Origin of the sequence: Thauera phenolivorans (assembly GCF_001696715.1) — a bacterium.
Lineage (GTDB): Bacteria > Pseudomonadota > Gammaproteobacteria > Burkholderiales > Rhodocyclaceae > Thauera > Thauera phenolivorans.
The window spans coordinates 1-14,365 of record NZ_MBFM01000006.1; the positions used below are offsets into that span (position 1 = coordinate 1).

The 14,365-nt window shown below is 69.9% G+C and carries 17 protein-coding genes; 5 read left to right on the forward strand and 12 right to left on the reverse strand.

All coding sequences use genetic code 11. The annotated features are described in order from the left end of the window. Positions 1 to 242: 242 nt before the first annotated feature. From BB334_RS15915 to BB334_RS18260, 6 genes are all read right to left on the reverse strand, one after another. Positions 243 to 809 carry a hypothetical protein gene (locus tag BB334_RS15915; protein ID WP_068809496.1) on the reverse strand — a complete coding sequence of 189 codons (567 nt, stop codon included), beginning with the start codon at positions 807 to 809 and terminating at the stop codon, positions 243 to 245. A gap of 237 nt (positions 810 to 1,046) precedes the next feature. Continuing rightward, positions 1,047 to 1,433 (reverse strand): type II toxin-antitoxin system VapC family toxin, encoded by a 387-nt coding sequence (locus BB334_RS15920; protein WP_068809497.1) that lies wholly within the window; start codon positions 1,431 to 1,433, stop codon positions 1,047 to 1,049. A 2-nt stretch (positions 1,434 to 1,435) separates the two neighbouring features. Beyond that, the gene (locus BB334_RS15925; protein ID WP_068809498.1) at positions 1,436 to 1,666 is read right to left on the reverse strand and encodes a type II toxin-antitoxin system Phd/YefM family antitoxin; all 231 of its coding nucleotides are present in this window, start codon (positions 1,664 to 1,666) and stop codon (positions 1,436 to 1,438) included. Between the two features lie 171 nt (positions 1,667 to 1,837). Continuing rightward, the gene (locus BB334_RS15930; RefSeq protein WP_068809499.1) at positions 1,838 to 2,143 is read right to left on the reverse strand and encodes a hypothetical protein; all 306 of its coding nucleotides are present in this window, start codon (positions 2,141 to 2,143) and stop codon (positions 1,838 to 1,840) included. A gap of 14 nt (positions 2,144 to 2,157) precedes the next feature. Beyond that, positions 2,158 to 2,502, reverse strand: coding sequence for a helix-turn-helix domain-containing protein (locus BB334_RS18255; RefSeq protein ID WP_068809500.1), 345 nt, complete (start codon positions 2,500 to 2,502; stop codon positions 2,158 to 2,160). A gap of 65 nt (positions 2,503 to 2,567) precedes the next feature. Next, a complete protein-coding gene (locus BB334_RS18260; protein ID WP_068809501.1) occupies positions 2,568 to 2,924 on the reverse strand; it encodes a hypothetical protein in 357 nt (118 codons plus the stop codon). 323 nt (positions 2,925 to 3,247) lie between these two features. Here BB334_RS18260 and BB334_RS15945 point away from each other — a divergent pair, with 323 nt between their 5' ends. The 3 genes from BB334_RS15945 (at position 3,248) to ruvB (ending at position 6,278) form a co-directional block, all read left to right on the forward strand. After that, positions 3,248 to 4,219, forward strand: coding sequence for a prenyltransferase (locus BB334_RS15945; protein ID WP_068809502.1), 972 nt, complete (start codon positions 3,248 to 3,250; stop codon positions 4,217 to 4,219). A gap of 19 nt (positions 4,220 to 4,238) precedes the next feature. After that, positions 4,239 to 4,838 (forward strand): Holliday junction branch migration protein RuvA, encoded by a 600-nt coding sequence (gene ruvA, locus BB334_RS15950; RefSeq protein WP_068809503.1) that lies wholly within the window; start codon positions 4,239 to 4,241, stop codon positions 4,836 to 4,838. A gap of 381 nt (positions 4,839 to 5,219) precedes the next feature. Then, on the forward strand, positions 5,220 to 6,278 hold the full coding sequence (gene ruvB, locus BB334_RS15955) for a Holliday junction branch migration DNA helicase RuvB (protein WP_068809504.1): 1,059 nt from the start codon (positions 5,220 to 5,222) through the stop codon (positions 6,276 to 6,278). Positions 6,279 to 6,308: 30 nt separating this feature from the next. Here ruvB and BB334_RS15960 read toward each other — a convergent pair whose 3' ends face one another. From BB334_RS15960 to BB334_RS15985, 6 genes are all read right to left on the reverse strand, one after another. Beyond that, complete coding sequence (locus BB334_RS15960; RefSeq protein WP_068809505.1) at positions 6,309 to 6,803, reverse strand: hypothetical protein; 495 nt, start codon at positions 6,801 to 6,803, stop codon at positions 6,309 to 6,311. 167 nt (positions 6,804 to 6,970) lie between these two features. After that, positions 6,971 to 7,879, reverse strand: coding sequence for a tyrosine recombinase XerC (locus tag BB334_RS15965; protein WP_068809506.1), 909 nt, complete (start codon positions 7,877 to 7,879; stop codon positions 6,971 to 6,973). Then, entirely contained in the window at positions 7,876 to 8,532 is a 657-nt protein-coding gene (locus BB334_RS15970; RefSeq protein WP_068809507.1) for a DUF484 family protein, read from the reverse strand. The genes BB334_RS15965 and BB334_RS15970 overlap by 4 nt, the downstream gene beginning before the upstream one ends. Before the next feature lie 77 nt (positions 8,533 to 8,609). Then, complete coding sequence (gene dapF / locus BB334_RS15975) at positions 8,610 to 9,443, reverse strand: diaminopimelate epimerase (RefSeq protein WP_068809508.1); 834 nt, start codon at positions 9,441 to 9,443, stop codon at positions 8,610 to 8,612. Between the two features lie 407 nt (positions 9,444 to 9,850). Then, positions 9,851 to 10,723 carry a lysophospholipid acyltransferase family protein gene (locus BB334_RS15980; RefSeq protein ID WP_068809509.1) on the reverse strand — a complete coding sequence of 291 codons (873 nt, stop codon included), beginning with the start codon at positions 10,721 to 10,723 and terminating at the stop codon, positions 9,851 to 9,853. Next, complete coding sequence (locus BB334_RS15985; protein WP_068809510.1) at positions 10,723 to 11,586, reverse strand: lysophospholipid acyltransferase family protein; 864 nt, start codon at positions 11,584 to 11,586, stop codon at positions 10,723 to 10,725. The genes BB334_RS15980 and BB334_RS15985 overlap by 1 nt, the downstream gene beginning before the upstream one ends. Positions 11,587 to 11,852: 266 nt before the next feature. Here BB334_RS15985 and metK point away from each other — a divergent pair, with 266 nt between their 5' ends. Both metK and BB334_RS15995 read left to right on the forward strand, forming a co-directional pair. Continuing rightward, positions 11,853 to 13,019 (forward strand): methionine adenosyltransferase, encoded by a 1,167-nt coding sequence (gene metK / locus BB334_RS15990; RefSeq protein WP_068809511.1) that lies wholly within the window; start codon positions 11,853 to 11,855, stop codon positions 13,017 to 13,019. A 246-nt stretch (positions 13,020 to 13,265) separates the two neighbouring features. Continuing rightward, positions 13,266 to 14,348 carry a calcium/sodium antiporter gene (locus tag BB334_RS15995; RefSeq protein WP_068809512.1) on the forward strand — a complete coding sequence of 361 codons (1,083 nt, stop codon included), beginning with the start codon at positions 13,266 to 13,268 and terminating at the stop codon, positions 14,346 to 14,348. Positions 14,349 to 14,365 lie beyond the last annotated feature (17 nt).

Below are 14,365 nucleotides of genomic sequence, written 5' to 3' on the forward strand. Positions count from 1 at the left end.
GTTGTAGTGGCATTTTTGAAAGTGTGCTCCAGAAAACACAAGCACTTGCGAGCGTAACTGTCGAACTCGGGGAGCCTCCTTGCATCTCGCGAAGGATGGGGCAGAGGGAGCACAGATCACGCGCTTGTGAGTCCTTCTCCTCAGCCCGAGCGGGGACCGCCGGCGCTTCCGCCCCGGCGGCTTTCTTCTTTCGGATCGACCCGCTCCGCGCCAAGGCGACTCGGCGAGTGTTTTCGCGCGGCTCAGTCGCTCAGAATGCGCCGTCCGGGAAAGAAACCCTTAATCTCCTGAAACGTCGGGCAGCCCAGCACACCCACCGGAGCCTGGCGCGCGGCGGTCGCGTTCGATGGTTTCTGTGCAGACGTCTCCTTGGGCGGCGGCGCAAACCAGAACAGGAACGCCAGCGATGAGAGCACGACGACCAAGGAAGACCAGTTCCATGGACGACGTGCTTCTGCAATGAGGTGTTGGAGCTCGATCTTGTTGCTGACCGAGTGGCCGATCTTCGGTCCGTCATAGTCGGCTTCGCCCCTCAGCTGAGACTCGACCGCCCCGGCGCGCGTGATGGCCTGCTGGCTGATCGCGCGATGGTAGAGCTCCCATACCATGAAGAGGAGCGTCAGCACGATCGCGCCGGCGAACATCCATCCTCGGCTTCCTCTCATGCCTTCCGCATAGGTCGCCGCGGTCAGACCGGCGATGATCACAAAGAGGAGGCCCTTGACGCGCATGGCGTGGTTCTCGTGCCGGCCGATGACTTCCTGCAGCAGCTTGAGTTCTTCTAAGGCAAGATCACCGTTAAGCAGCATGGCCCTTCCCTCCCCGTGTCGCTTGGTTTACGTATAGCGCGTCCGCGCGGGGAGCGGGCAAGGTGGTTGACGTCAATGACCAGGATGCGCCGGCAAGCGACGCCGATCGCAGGCACCGTAGGAGCGCAGCCCTCTGCGCGATGAGCGGCGGTCGGGCGCGCGATGACGGCGGCTATCGGCCTGGGGGCAGGCCTCCTACAGCAGGCGGAGACGGGTTCGGCACGGGGAGTTGGGCGCTTACCAAAGCACGTTCACCCCGAAAAGTCCGAATACCGGATCGCAGGTCACCAACACCAGGCCCTCCAGCTCGCTCTGCGCGGCCAGCATGCGATCGAAGGGATCACGATGCGCGAGCGCGTAGCCGCCCGCCTTGAGGCAGTGGTAATAGCTGATCGGCAGATACTCGAAGCCGTCGGCGCTCACGAGTTCATCGAAGCGGGCGACCGCCTCCCCCGCCTCGCCGAGCTTGCCGATACGATGCTTGGTCGCCAGCTCCCACGGGCTCGCGGCGCTGACGAGAACGGTGCTGGCCCTGTCGGCGATCGCCTCGCGCGCCTTCGGCGAAAGATGCGGATCATCGGTCCACCACCACAACAGCGCATGGGTGTCGAGCAACAGACGCATCCTCACTCCCAGGCGGCGAGCTCTTCGGGCGGCAGCGGCTCGAAGAAGGCCTCGGATAGGTGCTTGCCAGCGAGGCGGCCGGGTTTGCGCGCAGTCGCCTCGGGCGCGAGTGGCATCAGTCGCGCATAGGGCTTGCCCGCCTTGGCAAGGATGATCTCCTGCCCGGCATGCGCCTGCTCGAGCAGGCGGGAGAGTTGTGTCTTGGCCTCGTGGACATTGACGATTAGGGGCATGACGGCCTCCATCGGACTAAGTTGATTGGCTAAGCTTAGCTCTGAAAAAGGCGGCGTACCAGCGACTGTAGGGGCAGGCACGCGTTCGGCACGCAGCGATGAAGTCCAAGACAGCAGCCCCCCAAATAGTGCAAACCGCAGATCGCAGGTCACGAACAGGCGGCGGATCCGCTATCCCGAGCACGTGACGAGCAGCGTGACGAGGTAGGAAGCGACGAAGAACGCATAGCCCAGGAACAGGCACCAGGTATGCAGCGCACTCCACGTCTGGGCCTTGCCGAGGAGCTTGGCGAAGAGATCGCCCTTCCATACGTGAAATTCCGCGCCGACCTTATTACCGAGCGGGGTGGCGCCAAGCTTGCTGGCGCGAAACCCCGCCTTGGCCATCCACACCGCCGGCAGCGCAAGTAAGATCAACCCGACAAAGCCAAGGGCATCACCCAGCTTGGGCCAGCACCAGACCTCGGCGAACGACATCGGCTTCCGCCCCCCTACGCATCGCCAGCGTGCTGGATGGCAGAATGGATCAGTGCGGCCTCGGACTCGCGGCCGAGCGGAACGGTGACCAGTTCGCCGTCGCTCGCGAACACGTAGGCCACCGCGGCATTGCAAGCCTGGGCATAGGCCTCGATGCTAGCCGCGCTCGGGAAGGCGCCGGAGGCCGACTCCATCCGCGACACGAAGGCCTGGTCCTTGCCCATCGCCCCCGCCAGCTCGGTCTGCGTGAGTCCGGCGTTCCGGCGCAGCCCGACGAGGGCGAGAGCCAGATCGCGCCGTGGTTCGGAATCGCGCAGCCGGCGGTCGAGCTCGGGCGATTCCCGACGGAGCTCGTCCATCACTGACTTCATGGTCCTGCTATCACTTGTCATCGATCCTGCCTCCAGCGCGGCTATTTTGCATGTCAGGGATAGGGAGTCCGCCCGGGCGAAGCCAGGCCGTGCGCCTTGCACGCCTCGGCGTAGACTTCGTCGCGAGCGGGATTGTTGCGCGTCAGGCCGAGATAGGTGTAGCGGTCGGTGCCGACCTCCCGCGTCAACATGGCGCTCCTGGGGTCGCCGTCCTTGACCGGAAGGGCGTAGGTCTGAAAACGGTTGTCCAGGGTCTCGATCCGCTCCCGCTCGTCCCATCCGTATCGGTTCGTCTTGACGACGAAAAAGTAGAAGGCCTCCTGAAAATCCAGATCCTGCCCGCGCAGTTCGTCCATCACCCGACCCGGCGGATCGGAATAGCAAACGAATTCGTAACGATCCTGATCCATTCCTCAGCCTCGTTATGTATTTTTGTTCATATGATCAAAAAGTCAACCCCGACCGAACGCCCTGGTCAAGCTTAGACGACGATCGCCCTGGGGGCAGGGCTTCTACAGGGGCGCCGGTCGCAGGCACCGTAGGAGCGCACCCCTGTGCGCGATGGCGGCGGTTGTGCCGGCGATGACGGCTGCTATCGCCCTGGGGGCAGGGCGCCTACCGCGGGCGGGAGCGCCGCGAGGCGTCTGTCGCACCGCAGCAGAAATTTCTCGAAACCGCACGCCGCATGGCAGACTAGCACCCATCCCCTCCCCGCTGCACCTGCCGCCAGAACATGCCCGACACCCTCCCCCTGATCGCCCCGGGCGAACCCCATCCCGCCCGCCTGACGCACCCGCTGTGGCGCTACTTCCTCGCCACCCGCCCGGCCTTCCTCTCGGTCACCCTCGTCGGCTGCCTCGTCGGGCTGGCGACCGCCCACCACGGCGGCGTCGCCATCGATCTCGCCACCGCGATCGTCACCGTGCTGTTCGCCCTCGTCGCTCAGGCCGGCGTGAATGTCCTCAACGACTACTACGACGCCGAGAGCGGCGCCGACGAGCGCAACGAGGAGCGCATCTTCCCCTTCACCGGCGGCAGCCGCTTCATCACCAACGGCGTGCACACCGCCCGCCAGACCCGCATCTTCGGCTTCGCCCTGCTCGGCGCGGTGATCCCCGCCGGGCTGTGGCTCGCCTGGCAGGCCGGCCCCGGGCTGATCGCGATCGGCATGGCCGGGTTGTTCGTCGGCTGGGCCTACTCCGCGCCGCCGCTCGCGCTGGTGAGCCGTGGCCTCGGCGAAGTGGCGATCACCCTGTGCTGGCTGCTGGTGGTGATCGGCGCCGACTACGTGCAGCGCGGCGGCTTCTCGCTGCTGCCCGCGCTCGCCGGCCTCTCCTACGCGCTGCTGGTGGCCAACGTGCTCTACATCAACCAGTTCCCCGACCGCGCGGGCGACGCCGCCGCCGGCAAGCGCACCCTGGTCGTGCGCCTCGGCGCCGACGCCGCCAAGTGGGGCTACCTGCTGATCGCGATCGTCGCCTACGCCTGGCTGGTGGCGATGGTCGCCGGCGAGCACCTGCCGCGCTACGCCGCCGCCGCCGGGCTCACCCTGGTGGTGTCCTTCTCCGCCGCGCGTCAGCTGATCGCCGACGCCGCCCGGCCCGCCGAGCTCGCCCCCGCGCTCAAGCTCACCATCCTCGCCGCCAACCTGCACGGCCTCGTGCTCGCCGCCGCGCTCGCCTTCGTCGCGCCGGTCGGCGGCTGAACCCCGGGGCCACGCTGACATGATCGGACGCCTCACCGGCACCCTGCTCGAAAAGAACCCGCCGCAGATCCTGCTCGACGTGCACGGCGTCGGCTACGAGATCGACGTGCCGATGAGCACCTTCTACGGCCTGCCCGCCACCGGCGCGGCGGTGAGCCTGCACACCCACTTCGCGGTGCGCGAGGACGGCCACTTCCTCTACGGCTTCGCCACCCACGAGGAGCGCACCGCCTTCCGCCAGCTGCTCAAGGTGAGCGGCGTGGGCGCGCGCATGGCGCTCGCGGTGCTCTCCGGGCTGTCGGTGAACGACCTCGCGCAGGCGGTGGCGCTGCAGGAAGCCGGCCGCCTGGTGAAGATCCCCGGCATCGGCAAGAAGACCGCCGAGCGCCTGCTGCTCGAGCTGCGCGACAAACTCGGCAAGGCCCTGCCCGAGCTCGCCGGCGCGCGCCTGGCCGCCGCGCCCGGCGCCGAGCCCGACGCCCGCAGCGACATCCTCAACGCCCTCCTCGCACTCGGCTACAACGAGCGCGAGGCGCTCGGCGCGATGAAGGGGCTGGCGGAGGAAGTGGGCGTGTCGGAGGGCATCCGGCTGGCGCTGAAGGCCTTGTCCAAGGGTTGAGCAACGGCGCCCGCGGCCATGTGGGAGCCCTGCCCTCAGGGCGATAAGCCGCGGTTGTGCGGCCGATAACGACCGCCATCGCCCTGGGGGCAGGGCTCCTACGGCGGGGCGGTGCGCGGTGGCACCGTAGGAGCGCAGCCCTCTGCGCGATAGCGGCGGTTGTGCCGGCGATGCGGCCGCTATCGCCCTGGGGGCAGGGCTCCTACCGGGGGGCGCCCGTCGAAGGCGCCGTAGGAGCGCAGCCCTCTGCGCGATTAAGGCGGTGGTGCGCGCGATGCGGCTGCAATCGCCCTGGGGGCAGGGCTCCTACCGGGGGTCATGACTGGACAAAACCCCAGCTCATGCCACCCAAGCCGGGCCACGAGCGGCTAAACTCTCGCCATGATCGAAACCGACAAGCTCAAGGCCGCCCCGGCCGAACGCCTGATCTCGCCGCGTCCGGCCGACCGCCAGGAGGACGCGCTCGAGCGCGCGCTGCGGCCGAAGCGGCTGGCGGAGTACGTCGGCCAGGCGAAGATCCGCGAACAGCTCGAGATCTTCATCCAGGCGGCGACGCGGCGCGGCGAGGCGCTCGACCACGTGCTGCTGTTCGGCCCGCCGGGGCTGGGCAAGACCACGCTGGCGCACATCGTCGCCGCCGAGATGGGGGTGAACCTGCGCCAGACCTCGGGCCCGGTGCTCGAGCGCGCTGGCGACCTCGCCGCGCTGCTGACCAACCTCGAGCCGCACGACGTGCTCTTCATCGACGAGATCCACCGCCTGTCGCCGGTGGTGGAGGAGATCCTCTATCCCGCGCTGGAGGACTTCCAGATCGACATCATGATCGGCGAAGGCCCGGCGGCGCGCTCGGTGAAGCTCGACCTGCCGCCCTTCACCCTGGTCGGCGCCACCACCCGCGCCGGCATGCTGACCAACCCGCTGCGCGACCGCTTCGGCATCGTCGCCCGGCTCGAGTTCTACACGCCGGACGAACTCGCCTTCATCGTCGGCCGCTCGGCGCGCCTGCTCAACGTGGCGATCGACGACGCCGGCGCGCTCGAGATCGCCCGCCGCGCGCGCGGCACGCCGCGCATCGCCAACCGCCTGCTGCGCCGGGTGCGCGACTACGCCGAGGTGCGCGCCGGCGGCGACATCAGCGCCGCGGTGGCGGACGCCGCGCTGCTGATGCTGGACGTGGACCACCTCGGCCTCGACCTCATGGACCGCAAGCTGCTCGGCGCGATGCTGGAGAAGTTCGGCGGCGGCCCGGTGGGGCTGGACAACCTCGCGGCGGCGATCGGCGAGTCGAGCGACACCATCGAGGACGTGATCGAGCCCTACCTGATCCAGCAGGGCTACCTGCAGCGCACCCCGCGCGGGCGCATGGCGACCTCGCCGATGTGGGTGCACTTCGGCCTCCAGCCCGCGCGGCCGGCGGGCGAGGGCCTGTTCGGGCAGTAAGGGGAAGGCGCCGGCCGCGGCAGACCGGCTTCAGCCGGCGGCCATCAGCTGGCGGGCGCGGTCGGCGGTGTCGAGCACCTCGTCGAGCGTGCGCGACACGAGCAGCGAGCCGAAGTGCGTCAGCGCCGCCTGGCTGACGAAGAGATGGCCGTTCTCCTCGCGTCCGACCCAGCCCAGCTCGACCAGGCGGGAGACCTTGCGTCGCACCGTCTCGCGCGGCAGGCCGGCGGCGGAGGCGATCGAGAAGGTGTTGCAGGGCCGCAGCCGGCAGCGCCAGTCGCCGCTCGTGCCCTTCCACTCGAACTCGTCGCGCGGACCGATGTTGTGCAGTGCGATCTCGCCGAGCAGGATCGGCAGCATGATGTCGTGGTCGAATTCGTCGTACCAGCCGCGCAGGCTGCGCATCTCGTGGCGCGCCAGCAGCAGGGCGATCGAACGCAGGGCCCGCCGCGACGGCGAAGCCGAGGGCGACGCGGATTCGGTGTCGGGCTTCCCCTCGGGAAGCGATCGGCTGCTGCGGGACATGGCACTCCTGGGCTGCCCTGCCGGCCTGCGTTGCGCGCGGCGGCACCGGGGCGGTTGGTCGTTGCAATCGAAATGTCGAGGACGAGCATACCCAAGCGCCATCTCCGTCACTGCGGAGGAATGCGCAGTGACGGCACCGGAGGCCCCAGCGAGTGTGGAATTTGCCGCTATTTGCTGCGCGCGCGCGGGTGCGCCTGGTCGTACACCCGGGCCAGATGCTGGAAATCGAGATGGGTATAGATCTGGGTGCTGCGGATGCTGGCGTGGCCGAGCAGCTCCTGCACCGCCCTCAGGTCCCCGCTCGACTGCAGCATGTGGCTGGCGAAACTGTGGCGCAGCATGTGGGGATGGACATGCACGCCGAGGCCGAGCGCACGTGCGCGCACCTCGAGCCGGCTGCGGATCGCGCCCGGGCTCATGCGCGTGCCGGTGCGGGTGACGAACAGCGCCGGCTCGCCCGCGCGCGCGAGCTGGGCGCGCAGCGTGGCCCAGGCCTGCAGCGCCGTCCACGCCTTGCCGCCGACCGGCACGCTGCGGCTGCGGCCGCGCTTGCCGGTGACGGTGACCATGCCTTCGGCCCGATCGAGGCCGCGGTCGACATCGAGCCCGGCGAGCTCGGACAGGCGCAGGCCGGAGGAATAGAAAAGCTCGAACATCGCCAGATCGCGCACCTCGAGCAAGCTCTCGGCGGGCGGGTCGAGCAGGGCCTGGGCCTGGTCAGGCGACAGCGCGCGCGGCAGCAGGGCGGGCGACTTCGGCGGACGGATGCCGTCCACCGGATTGGCGCGATGGCCGCGATGACGGATCAGCCAGCGGTAGAGGCCGCGCCAGGCCGACAGGCAGCGACCGATCGAGCGCCCCGAGAGGCCCTCGCCGTGCAGGCGGCCGACGAAGCGGCGGATGTCGTGCGGCGCGAGCGCGGCCAGTTCGCGCCCTTCGGCGAGCACGGCGAGGCGCTCGAGGTCGTAGCGGTAGGCCTCAAGCGTGAGCGCCGCGGCGCGCCGCTGGCTGGCGAGCCAGAGCAGCCACTCCTCGCCGCCGGGCGGCAGCGCGGACGCGGCAGGCGCCTCGTTCACCCCGCGATCTCGCACAGCAGCGCGGCGGCGGCGAGTTCGCCGATGCGGCCGAGGTAGAGCGTGCCCATGCCGGGATAGAAGCGCTCGGGCTCCGGGCTGCCGAGCGCGAGCAGCCCGAACAGCTGGCCGTGGCGGCGCAGCGGCATCAGCGCCACCGAGTGCACGTGGATCGCCGCCTCGCCGAACCAGGCCAGCACCTCGACCTGCTCGGGGGTGCCGCAATAGGGGTGGCGGAGGCTCTCGAAGTACTCGCGCGCCTCCTCGCTGACCGCCATGAACTCGGTTTCGGCGCGCGCCATCGCCCCGCCCCACAGGCGCAGGCCGACGTGGGGCACGGCGAAGTCCTCCTGCAGGCTGAGGATCAGCGCCTGGCGCACCGCCTCGAAGCTGCCCGCCTCGAGCAGGGCGAGCGCGAGCCGATGGACCTTCTCGCTGATCTCGTCGTTCTCCTCGCCGAAGGCGATCAGCTGGGAAAGCTTGTGCTCGAGCTGGCGGATCTTGTCGCGCAGCGCGTGCTGCTGGCGCTCGACGAGCGAGATCGCCTGACCGCCGTGCTGCGGATGGGGCACCGTGAGGCGGGTGAACAGCTCCTCGTGATCGGCGAGAAACTCCGGGTTCTGCTGCAGGTAGAGGGCGACATCTTCGGCATTCATCGGCGAGGCTCCTGGCCGGCGCGGAGCGCGCGGCGCAATGCGGAAATGGGTTGGGAAGCGGGGTTGGGAAGCGGGGATCAGGCGAGCTCGATCTCGCCCTCGAACACGGTGACCGCGGGCCCGGTCATCATCACCGGCGCGCCGGGGCCGTCCCAGGCGATCTCGAGCTCGCCACCACGGGTGTCCACCCGCACCGGCGACTCGAGCAGGCCGCGCAGGATGCCGGCGACCACCGCGGCGCAGGCCCCGGTGCCGCAGGCGAGCGTCTCGCCCGCGCCGCGCTCGAAGACGCGCAGCCGGATGCGATGCGGGTCGGCGACCTCCATGAAGCCGGCATTGACGCGGGCGGGGAAGCGCGGATGGCGCTCGATCGCCGCGCCCTGCGCCGCCACCGGTGCGGCCTCGACGTCGGCCACCACCTGCACCGCATGCGGATTGCCCATCGACACCGCGGTGATCGCCACGATCCGGCCATCGACCTCGAGCGGCTGCACCACCGCGTCGGAATCGGAGACGAAGGGGATCTTCGCCGGCGCGAGCTCGGGCACGCCCATGTCCACCGTCACCAGGCCGTCCTCGCGCAGGCGCGGGGCGACCAGGCCGGACTTCGTCTCGACGCGGATTTCGCGCCGCTCGGTGAGCCGCTTGTCATGGACGAAGCGGACGAAGCAGCGCGCGCCGTTGCCGCACTGCTCCACCTCGCCGCCGTCGGCGTTGAAGATGCGGTAGCGGAAATCGACCTCGGGCCGGCTCGCCGGCTCGACCACCAGCAGCTGGTCGCAGCCAACGCCGAAATGGCGATCGGCGATCGCCCTGACGCGCGCCGGGGTGAGCTCGACCGGCGCGCGCGTGGCGTCGATGACGACGAAGTCGTTGCCGAGGCCGTGCATCTTGGTGAAGCGCAGTTTCATGGGGGGCCGCTGGTTTCGCGAAGGACGGGGTGGCCCGGATTCTCCCCCCTGCGCCCCGCTATCGTCCACCCTGCCGCACCCCCGTAGGAGCCCTGCCCCCAGGGCGATAACGACCGCCCCGCCGGCACGACCGCCGCAATCGCGCAGAGGGCTGCGCTCCTACACCCGGCATCACCCCCGCCGCACCCCGTAGGAGCCCTGCCCCCAGGGCGATAGCCGCCGCCCCGTCCGCACCACCGCCGCCGATCGCGCAGAGGGCTGCGCTCCTACACCCGGCATCACCCCCGCCGCACCCCGTAGGAGCCCTGCCCCCAGGGCGATAGCCGCCGCCCCGCCCGCACCGCCGCCGATCGCGCAGGGGGCTGCGCTCCTACACCCCGTGCGCGACCGCGTGGCCGGACCCATGCTCAATACAGCTTCGGCTCGCCCGGCGGCCGGGTCTTGAAGCGGCGGTGCACCCAGTAGTACTGCTCGGGCATGGTGCGCACCACGCCCTCGAGCCAGGCGTTCATGCGGCGCACGTCGGCCTCGACCTCGGCGCCGGGGAAATCCTCCCACGGCGCGCCGAGCTCGAGCACGTAGCCCTGGCCGCCGGGCAGGATACGGGTGACGCAGGGCACCACCGCCGCCCCCGCCAGCCGCGCCAGGCGCGGCAGGCCGGTGATGGTCGCCGCCGGCACGCCGAAGAAGGGCACGAAGATCGACTCCTTGCGGCCGTAGTCGAGGTCGGGCAGGTAGTAGAGCGGCCGGCCCGACTTCATCGCCTTCACCGTGCTGCGCACGCCGTCGTGGCGCGACAGCAGCAGCTGGTCGTTGAAGCGGCTGCGGCCGTGGTGCAGCCAGTGGTCGAAGACCTTGTTCTTCTGCGGCGAATACACGCTGACGAAGTCGCCCTCCATCGACAGCCGGGTGCCGGCCATGTCGAGGCCGAGGAAGTGCGGCGCGAGCAGCAGCACCGGCCGCCCCGCGGCGCGCAGGGCCTGCAGGTGCTCGAGGCCGTCGACGCGGCAGATGCGCCGCAGCCGCGCCGGGCCCGCCCACCAGGCGAGGCTGCGCTCGAGCATGCTGCGCCCGACGAGGCCGAAGTGGCGGCGCGCGAGCGCGCGGCGCTCGGCGTCGTCGAGCGCGGGAAAGCACAGCCGCAGGTTGGTCAGCACCACGCGCCGGCGCGAACGCGCGACGAGGTAGAGCAGGCGGCCGAGCGCGGTGCCGAGCGGCGCGAGCAGCGCCAGCGGCAGGAAGTGCAGCAACCACAGCAGGCCGATCATCAACCGGCTCATCACGCCTCGGCCTCCGCCGCCGGCCTCGCCGCGCGCGGCTGCTTGTAGCGGTTGTAGCCCCACAGGTACTGCTGCGGGCATTGCAGGATCATGCGCTCGACCTCGCGGTTGATGATCGCGGCGTCGGCCTCGATCTCGCCGGTGAGCGCCTCGGCGGGCGCCTGCAGACGGAACACGTAGCCTTCGCCGCGCGGCAGGCGCTCGGCCCAGGTGTAGATCACGCGCACGTTCTTCACCGCCGCGAGACGCGCGGCCAGTGTCATGGTCCACGCCGGTCGGCCGAAGAAGGGCGCCCACACGCCTTCGCCCGCGCCCGGCACCTGGTCGGGCAGCATGCCGACCGCGCCATGGCCGCGCAGCACCTTCACCAGCTTGCGCACGCCGGAGACGTCGGCCGGCGCGGTCTCCATCTGGCCGCGCGCGCGGCCAGCCTCCATGAAGGCGTGCAGCTCGGTCTTGCGCGGCGGGCGGAACAGCACGGTGATCGGGATGTGGGCGGCGATGCACTGCGCGGTGATCTCGAAGCAGCCGAGGTGGGGGGTGATGAAGAGAATGCCCGCGCCATCGGCGCGCGCCTGCTCGACCAGCGCCCAGCCCTCGGTGCGCACCACCTTGCCCACGACCTCGTCGGCCGGTCGCAGCCAGATCCAGGCCACTTCGAGCGCCTGGCGGCCGGCCTCGGCGACCGCCTGCGGCAACAGCCCGGCGGCGCGCTCGCCGGTGGCCTGGGCGAGGTTGGCCTGCAGCCGGCGCCGATACGAGGGCGAAGAGAGATAGACGACCCAGCCCGCCCAGCCTCCGAGACGGTGCAGCCAGGAGAGCGGAAGGCGGGCGAGCAGGCGGAACAGGAATTGGAACAGCACGCTGACGCAGGCCCCTGAAATGTCGGAAAAACCCTGATGCCGACCGGTGATTTGGAGCGCCGGCCGCACAGGGGCTACAATTATCGCCCAGCCGCCGAGTTAACTCGACAACTTGCAGGGCGGCCTGCGCAGCGCACCCTTCCCGGCGCGCCGGACGCGAGACCAAATGCTGCTAAAGCGTCGCCTGCTCGATGAAGTCCCCGGAGCTGGCGAGACGCAAGTCAGTCGCCAATTGCGGGGATTTTGTTTTTTTGCAGGAGAACATCTTGAGCAAGGAATACCTCTTCACCTCGGAATCGGTGTCCGAAGGCCATCCCGACAAGGTCGCCGACCAGGTCTCCGACGGCGTGCTCGACGCCATCCTCACCGAGGATCCGCATGCGCGCGTCGCCTGCGAAACGCTCGTGTCGACCGGCCTCGTGGTGATCTCGGGCGAGATCACCACCACCGCCCACCCCAACTACCGCGAGATCGCGCAGGACGTCATCCGCCGCATCGGCTACGACAACTCCGAGATCGGCTTCGACTACAAGAGCTGCGCGGTGCTGGCGGCGATCAACCGTCAGTCGCCCGACATCGCCCAGGGCGTGGACAAGGCCAGCGACGACCCGCTCGACCAGGGCGCCGGCGACCAGGGCCTGATGTTCGGCTACGCCACCGCCGAAACGCCCAGCCTGATGCCGCTGCCGATCTACTACGCCCACCGCCTGATGCAGCGCCAGGCCGAGGTGCGCAAGGACGGCCGCCTGCCCTGGCTGCGCCCCGACGCCAAGAGCCAGCTCACGGTGAAGTACGTCGACGGCAAGCCGGTGGCGATCGACACCGTGGTGGTGTCGACCCAGCACGACCCCGACGTGACCCAGGAACAGATCCGCGAGGCGGTGATCGAGGAGATCATCAAGCCGGTGCTGCCGCCCGAGCTGATGCGGGGCGACGTGCGCTACCTGGTGAACCCCACCGGCCGCTTCGTGGTCGGCGGCCCGCACGGCGACTGCGGCCTCACCGGGCGCAAGATCATCGTCGACACCTACGGCGGCGCGGCCCACCACGGCGGCGGCGCGTTCTCGGGCAAGGATCCGTCCAAGGTCGACCGCTCGGCCGCCTATGCCGGCCGCTACGTGGCGAAGAACATCGTCGCCGCCGGCCTGGCCGACAAGTGCGAGGTGCAGGTGGCCTACGCGATCGGCGTCGCGCGCCCGGTGTCGCTGATGGTGAACACCTTCGGCACCGGCCGCATCGACGACACGCGCATCGCCGAGCTGGTGCACAAGCACTTCGATCTGCGGCCACGGGCGATCATCGCGAGCCTCGACCTGCTGCGGCCGGTCTACTCGCGCACCGCCGCCTACGGCCACTTCGGCCGCGACGAGCCCGGCTTCACCTGGGAGGCGACCGACAAGGCCGCCGCCCTGCGCGCCGACGCCGGGCTCTAGCCTCCGTTTGCCAGGGGCGCGACCGCCGTTTATCGCGCAGAGGGCTGCGCTCCTACCGTGCCTACGGCGAACGCACCCCCTGTAGGAGCCCTGCCCTCAGGGCGATGGCAGCCGTGTCGAGGGCACAGTCGCCGTTTATCGCGCAGAGGGCTGCGCTCCTACGGTGCCTGCGGCGGACGCAGCCCCTGTAGAATCCCCTACCCCCGCGCGAGCGGGTCGTTTTTGGTTCTCCCCATAGAGTCTCCCATGCTCCAGCAAGCCCTGATGTTTGTCCTCGGCCTCGCCACCCTCGTCATCGGTGCCGACGTGATGGTGCGCGGCGCCTCGCGCCTGGCGGTCTCCTTCGGCGTGTCGCCGCTGGTCGTCGGCCTCACCGTGGTCGCCTTCGGCACCAGCGCGCCGGAAATGGCGGTGTCGGTGGGCGCGGCGCTCGGCGGCACGCCCGACCTCGCGATCGGCAACGTGGTGGGCAGCAACATCGCCAACGTGCTGCTGATCCTCGGCATCTCGGCACTGATCACGCCGCTGCTGGTGGACGAGCAGATCATCCGCCAGGAGATCCCGATCATGATCGGCGCCTCGGCGCTGCTGGTGGTGATGTCGCTCGACGGCGGCATCGGCTTCATCGAGGCCGCCGCCCTGTTCGGCCTGGTGATCGCCTACACCGTGTTCCTCGTCGTGCAGTCGCGCCGCGCCTCGAAGGCGACCCAGGACGAGTTCGAGACCGAGATCTCCACCTCGTCCTGGGACAGCCACTGGGCGGTGCAGCTGGCGCTGATCGTCGTCGGCCTCGCGATGCTGGTGCTGGGCGCGGACTGGCTGGTGGGCGCCGCGGTGTCCTTTGCCCGCGCCTTCGGCGTCAGCGACCTGGTGATCGGCCTCACCGTGGTCGCGATCGGCACCTCGATGCCCGAGGTCGCCACCTCGATCGTCGCCGCGCTGCGCGGCCAGCGCGACATCGCGGTGGGCAACGTGGTCGGCAGCAACGTCTTCAACATCCTCGCCGTGCTCGGCGTCACCGGCCTGGTGTCGGGCAGCGGGCTGCCGGTGTCGGAGGCGGCGCGCAACTTCGACCTCTGGGTGATGCTCGCGGTGGCCTTCGCCTGCCTGCCGATCATGATCACCGGGCGCGAGATCGCGCGCTGGGAAGGCATCGTTTTCCTCGGCTACTACGCGGCGTATACCGCCTGGCTGGTGCTGCAGGCGCAGAAGCACGAGGCGCTGCCCGCCTTCTCCGGCGTCATGCTCGGCTACGTGATGCCGCTCACCGTGATCACCCTGGTGGTGAGCATGGTCCGCCACAACGGGCACGGCAAGGCCGGAGGCTAGTGTCGGACGCGCGCCGT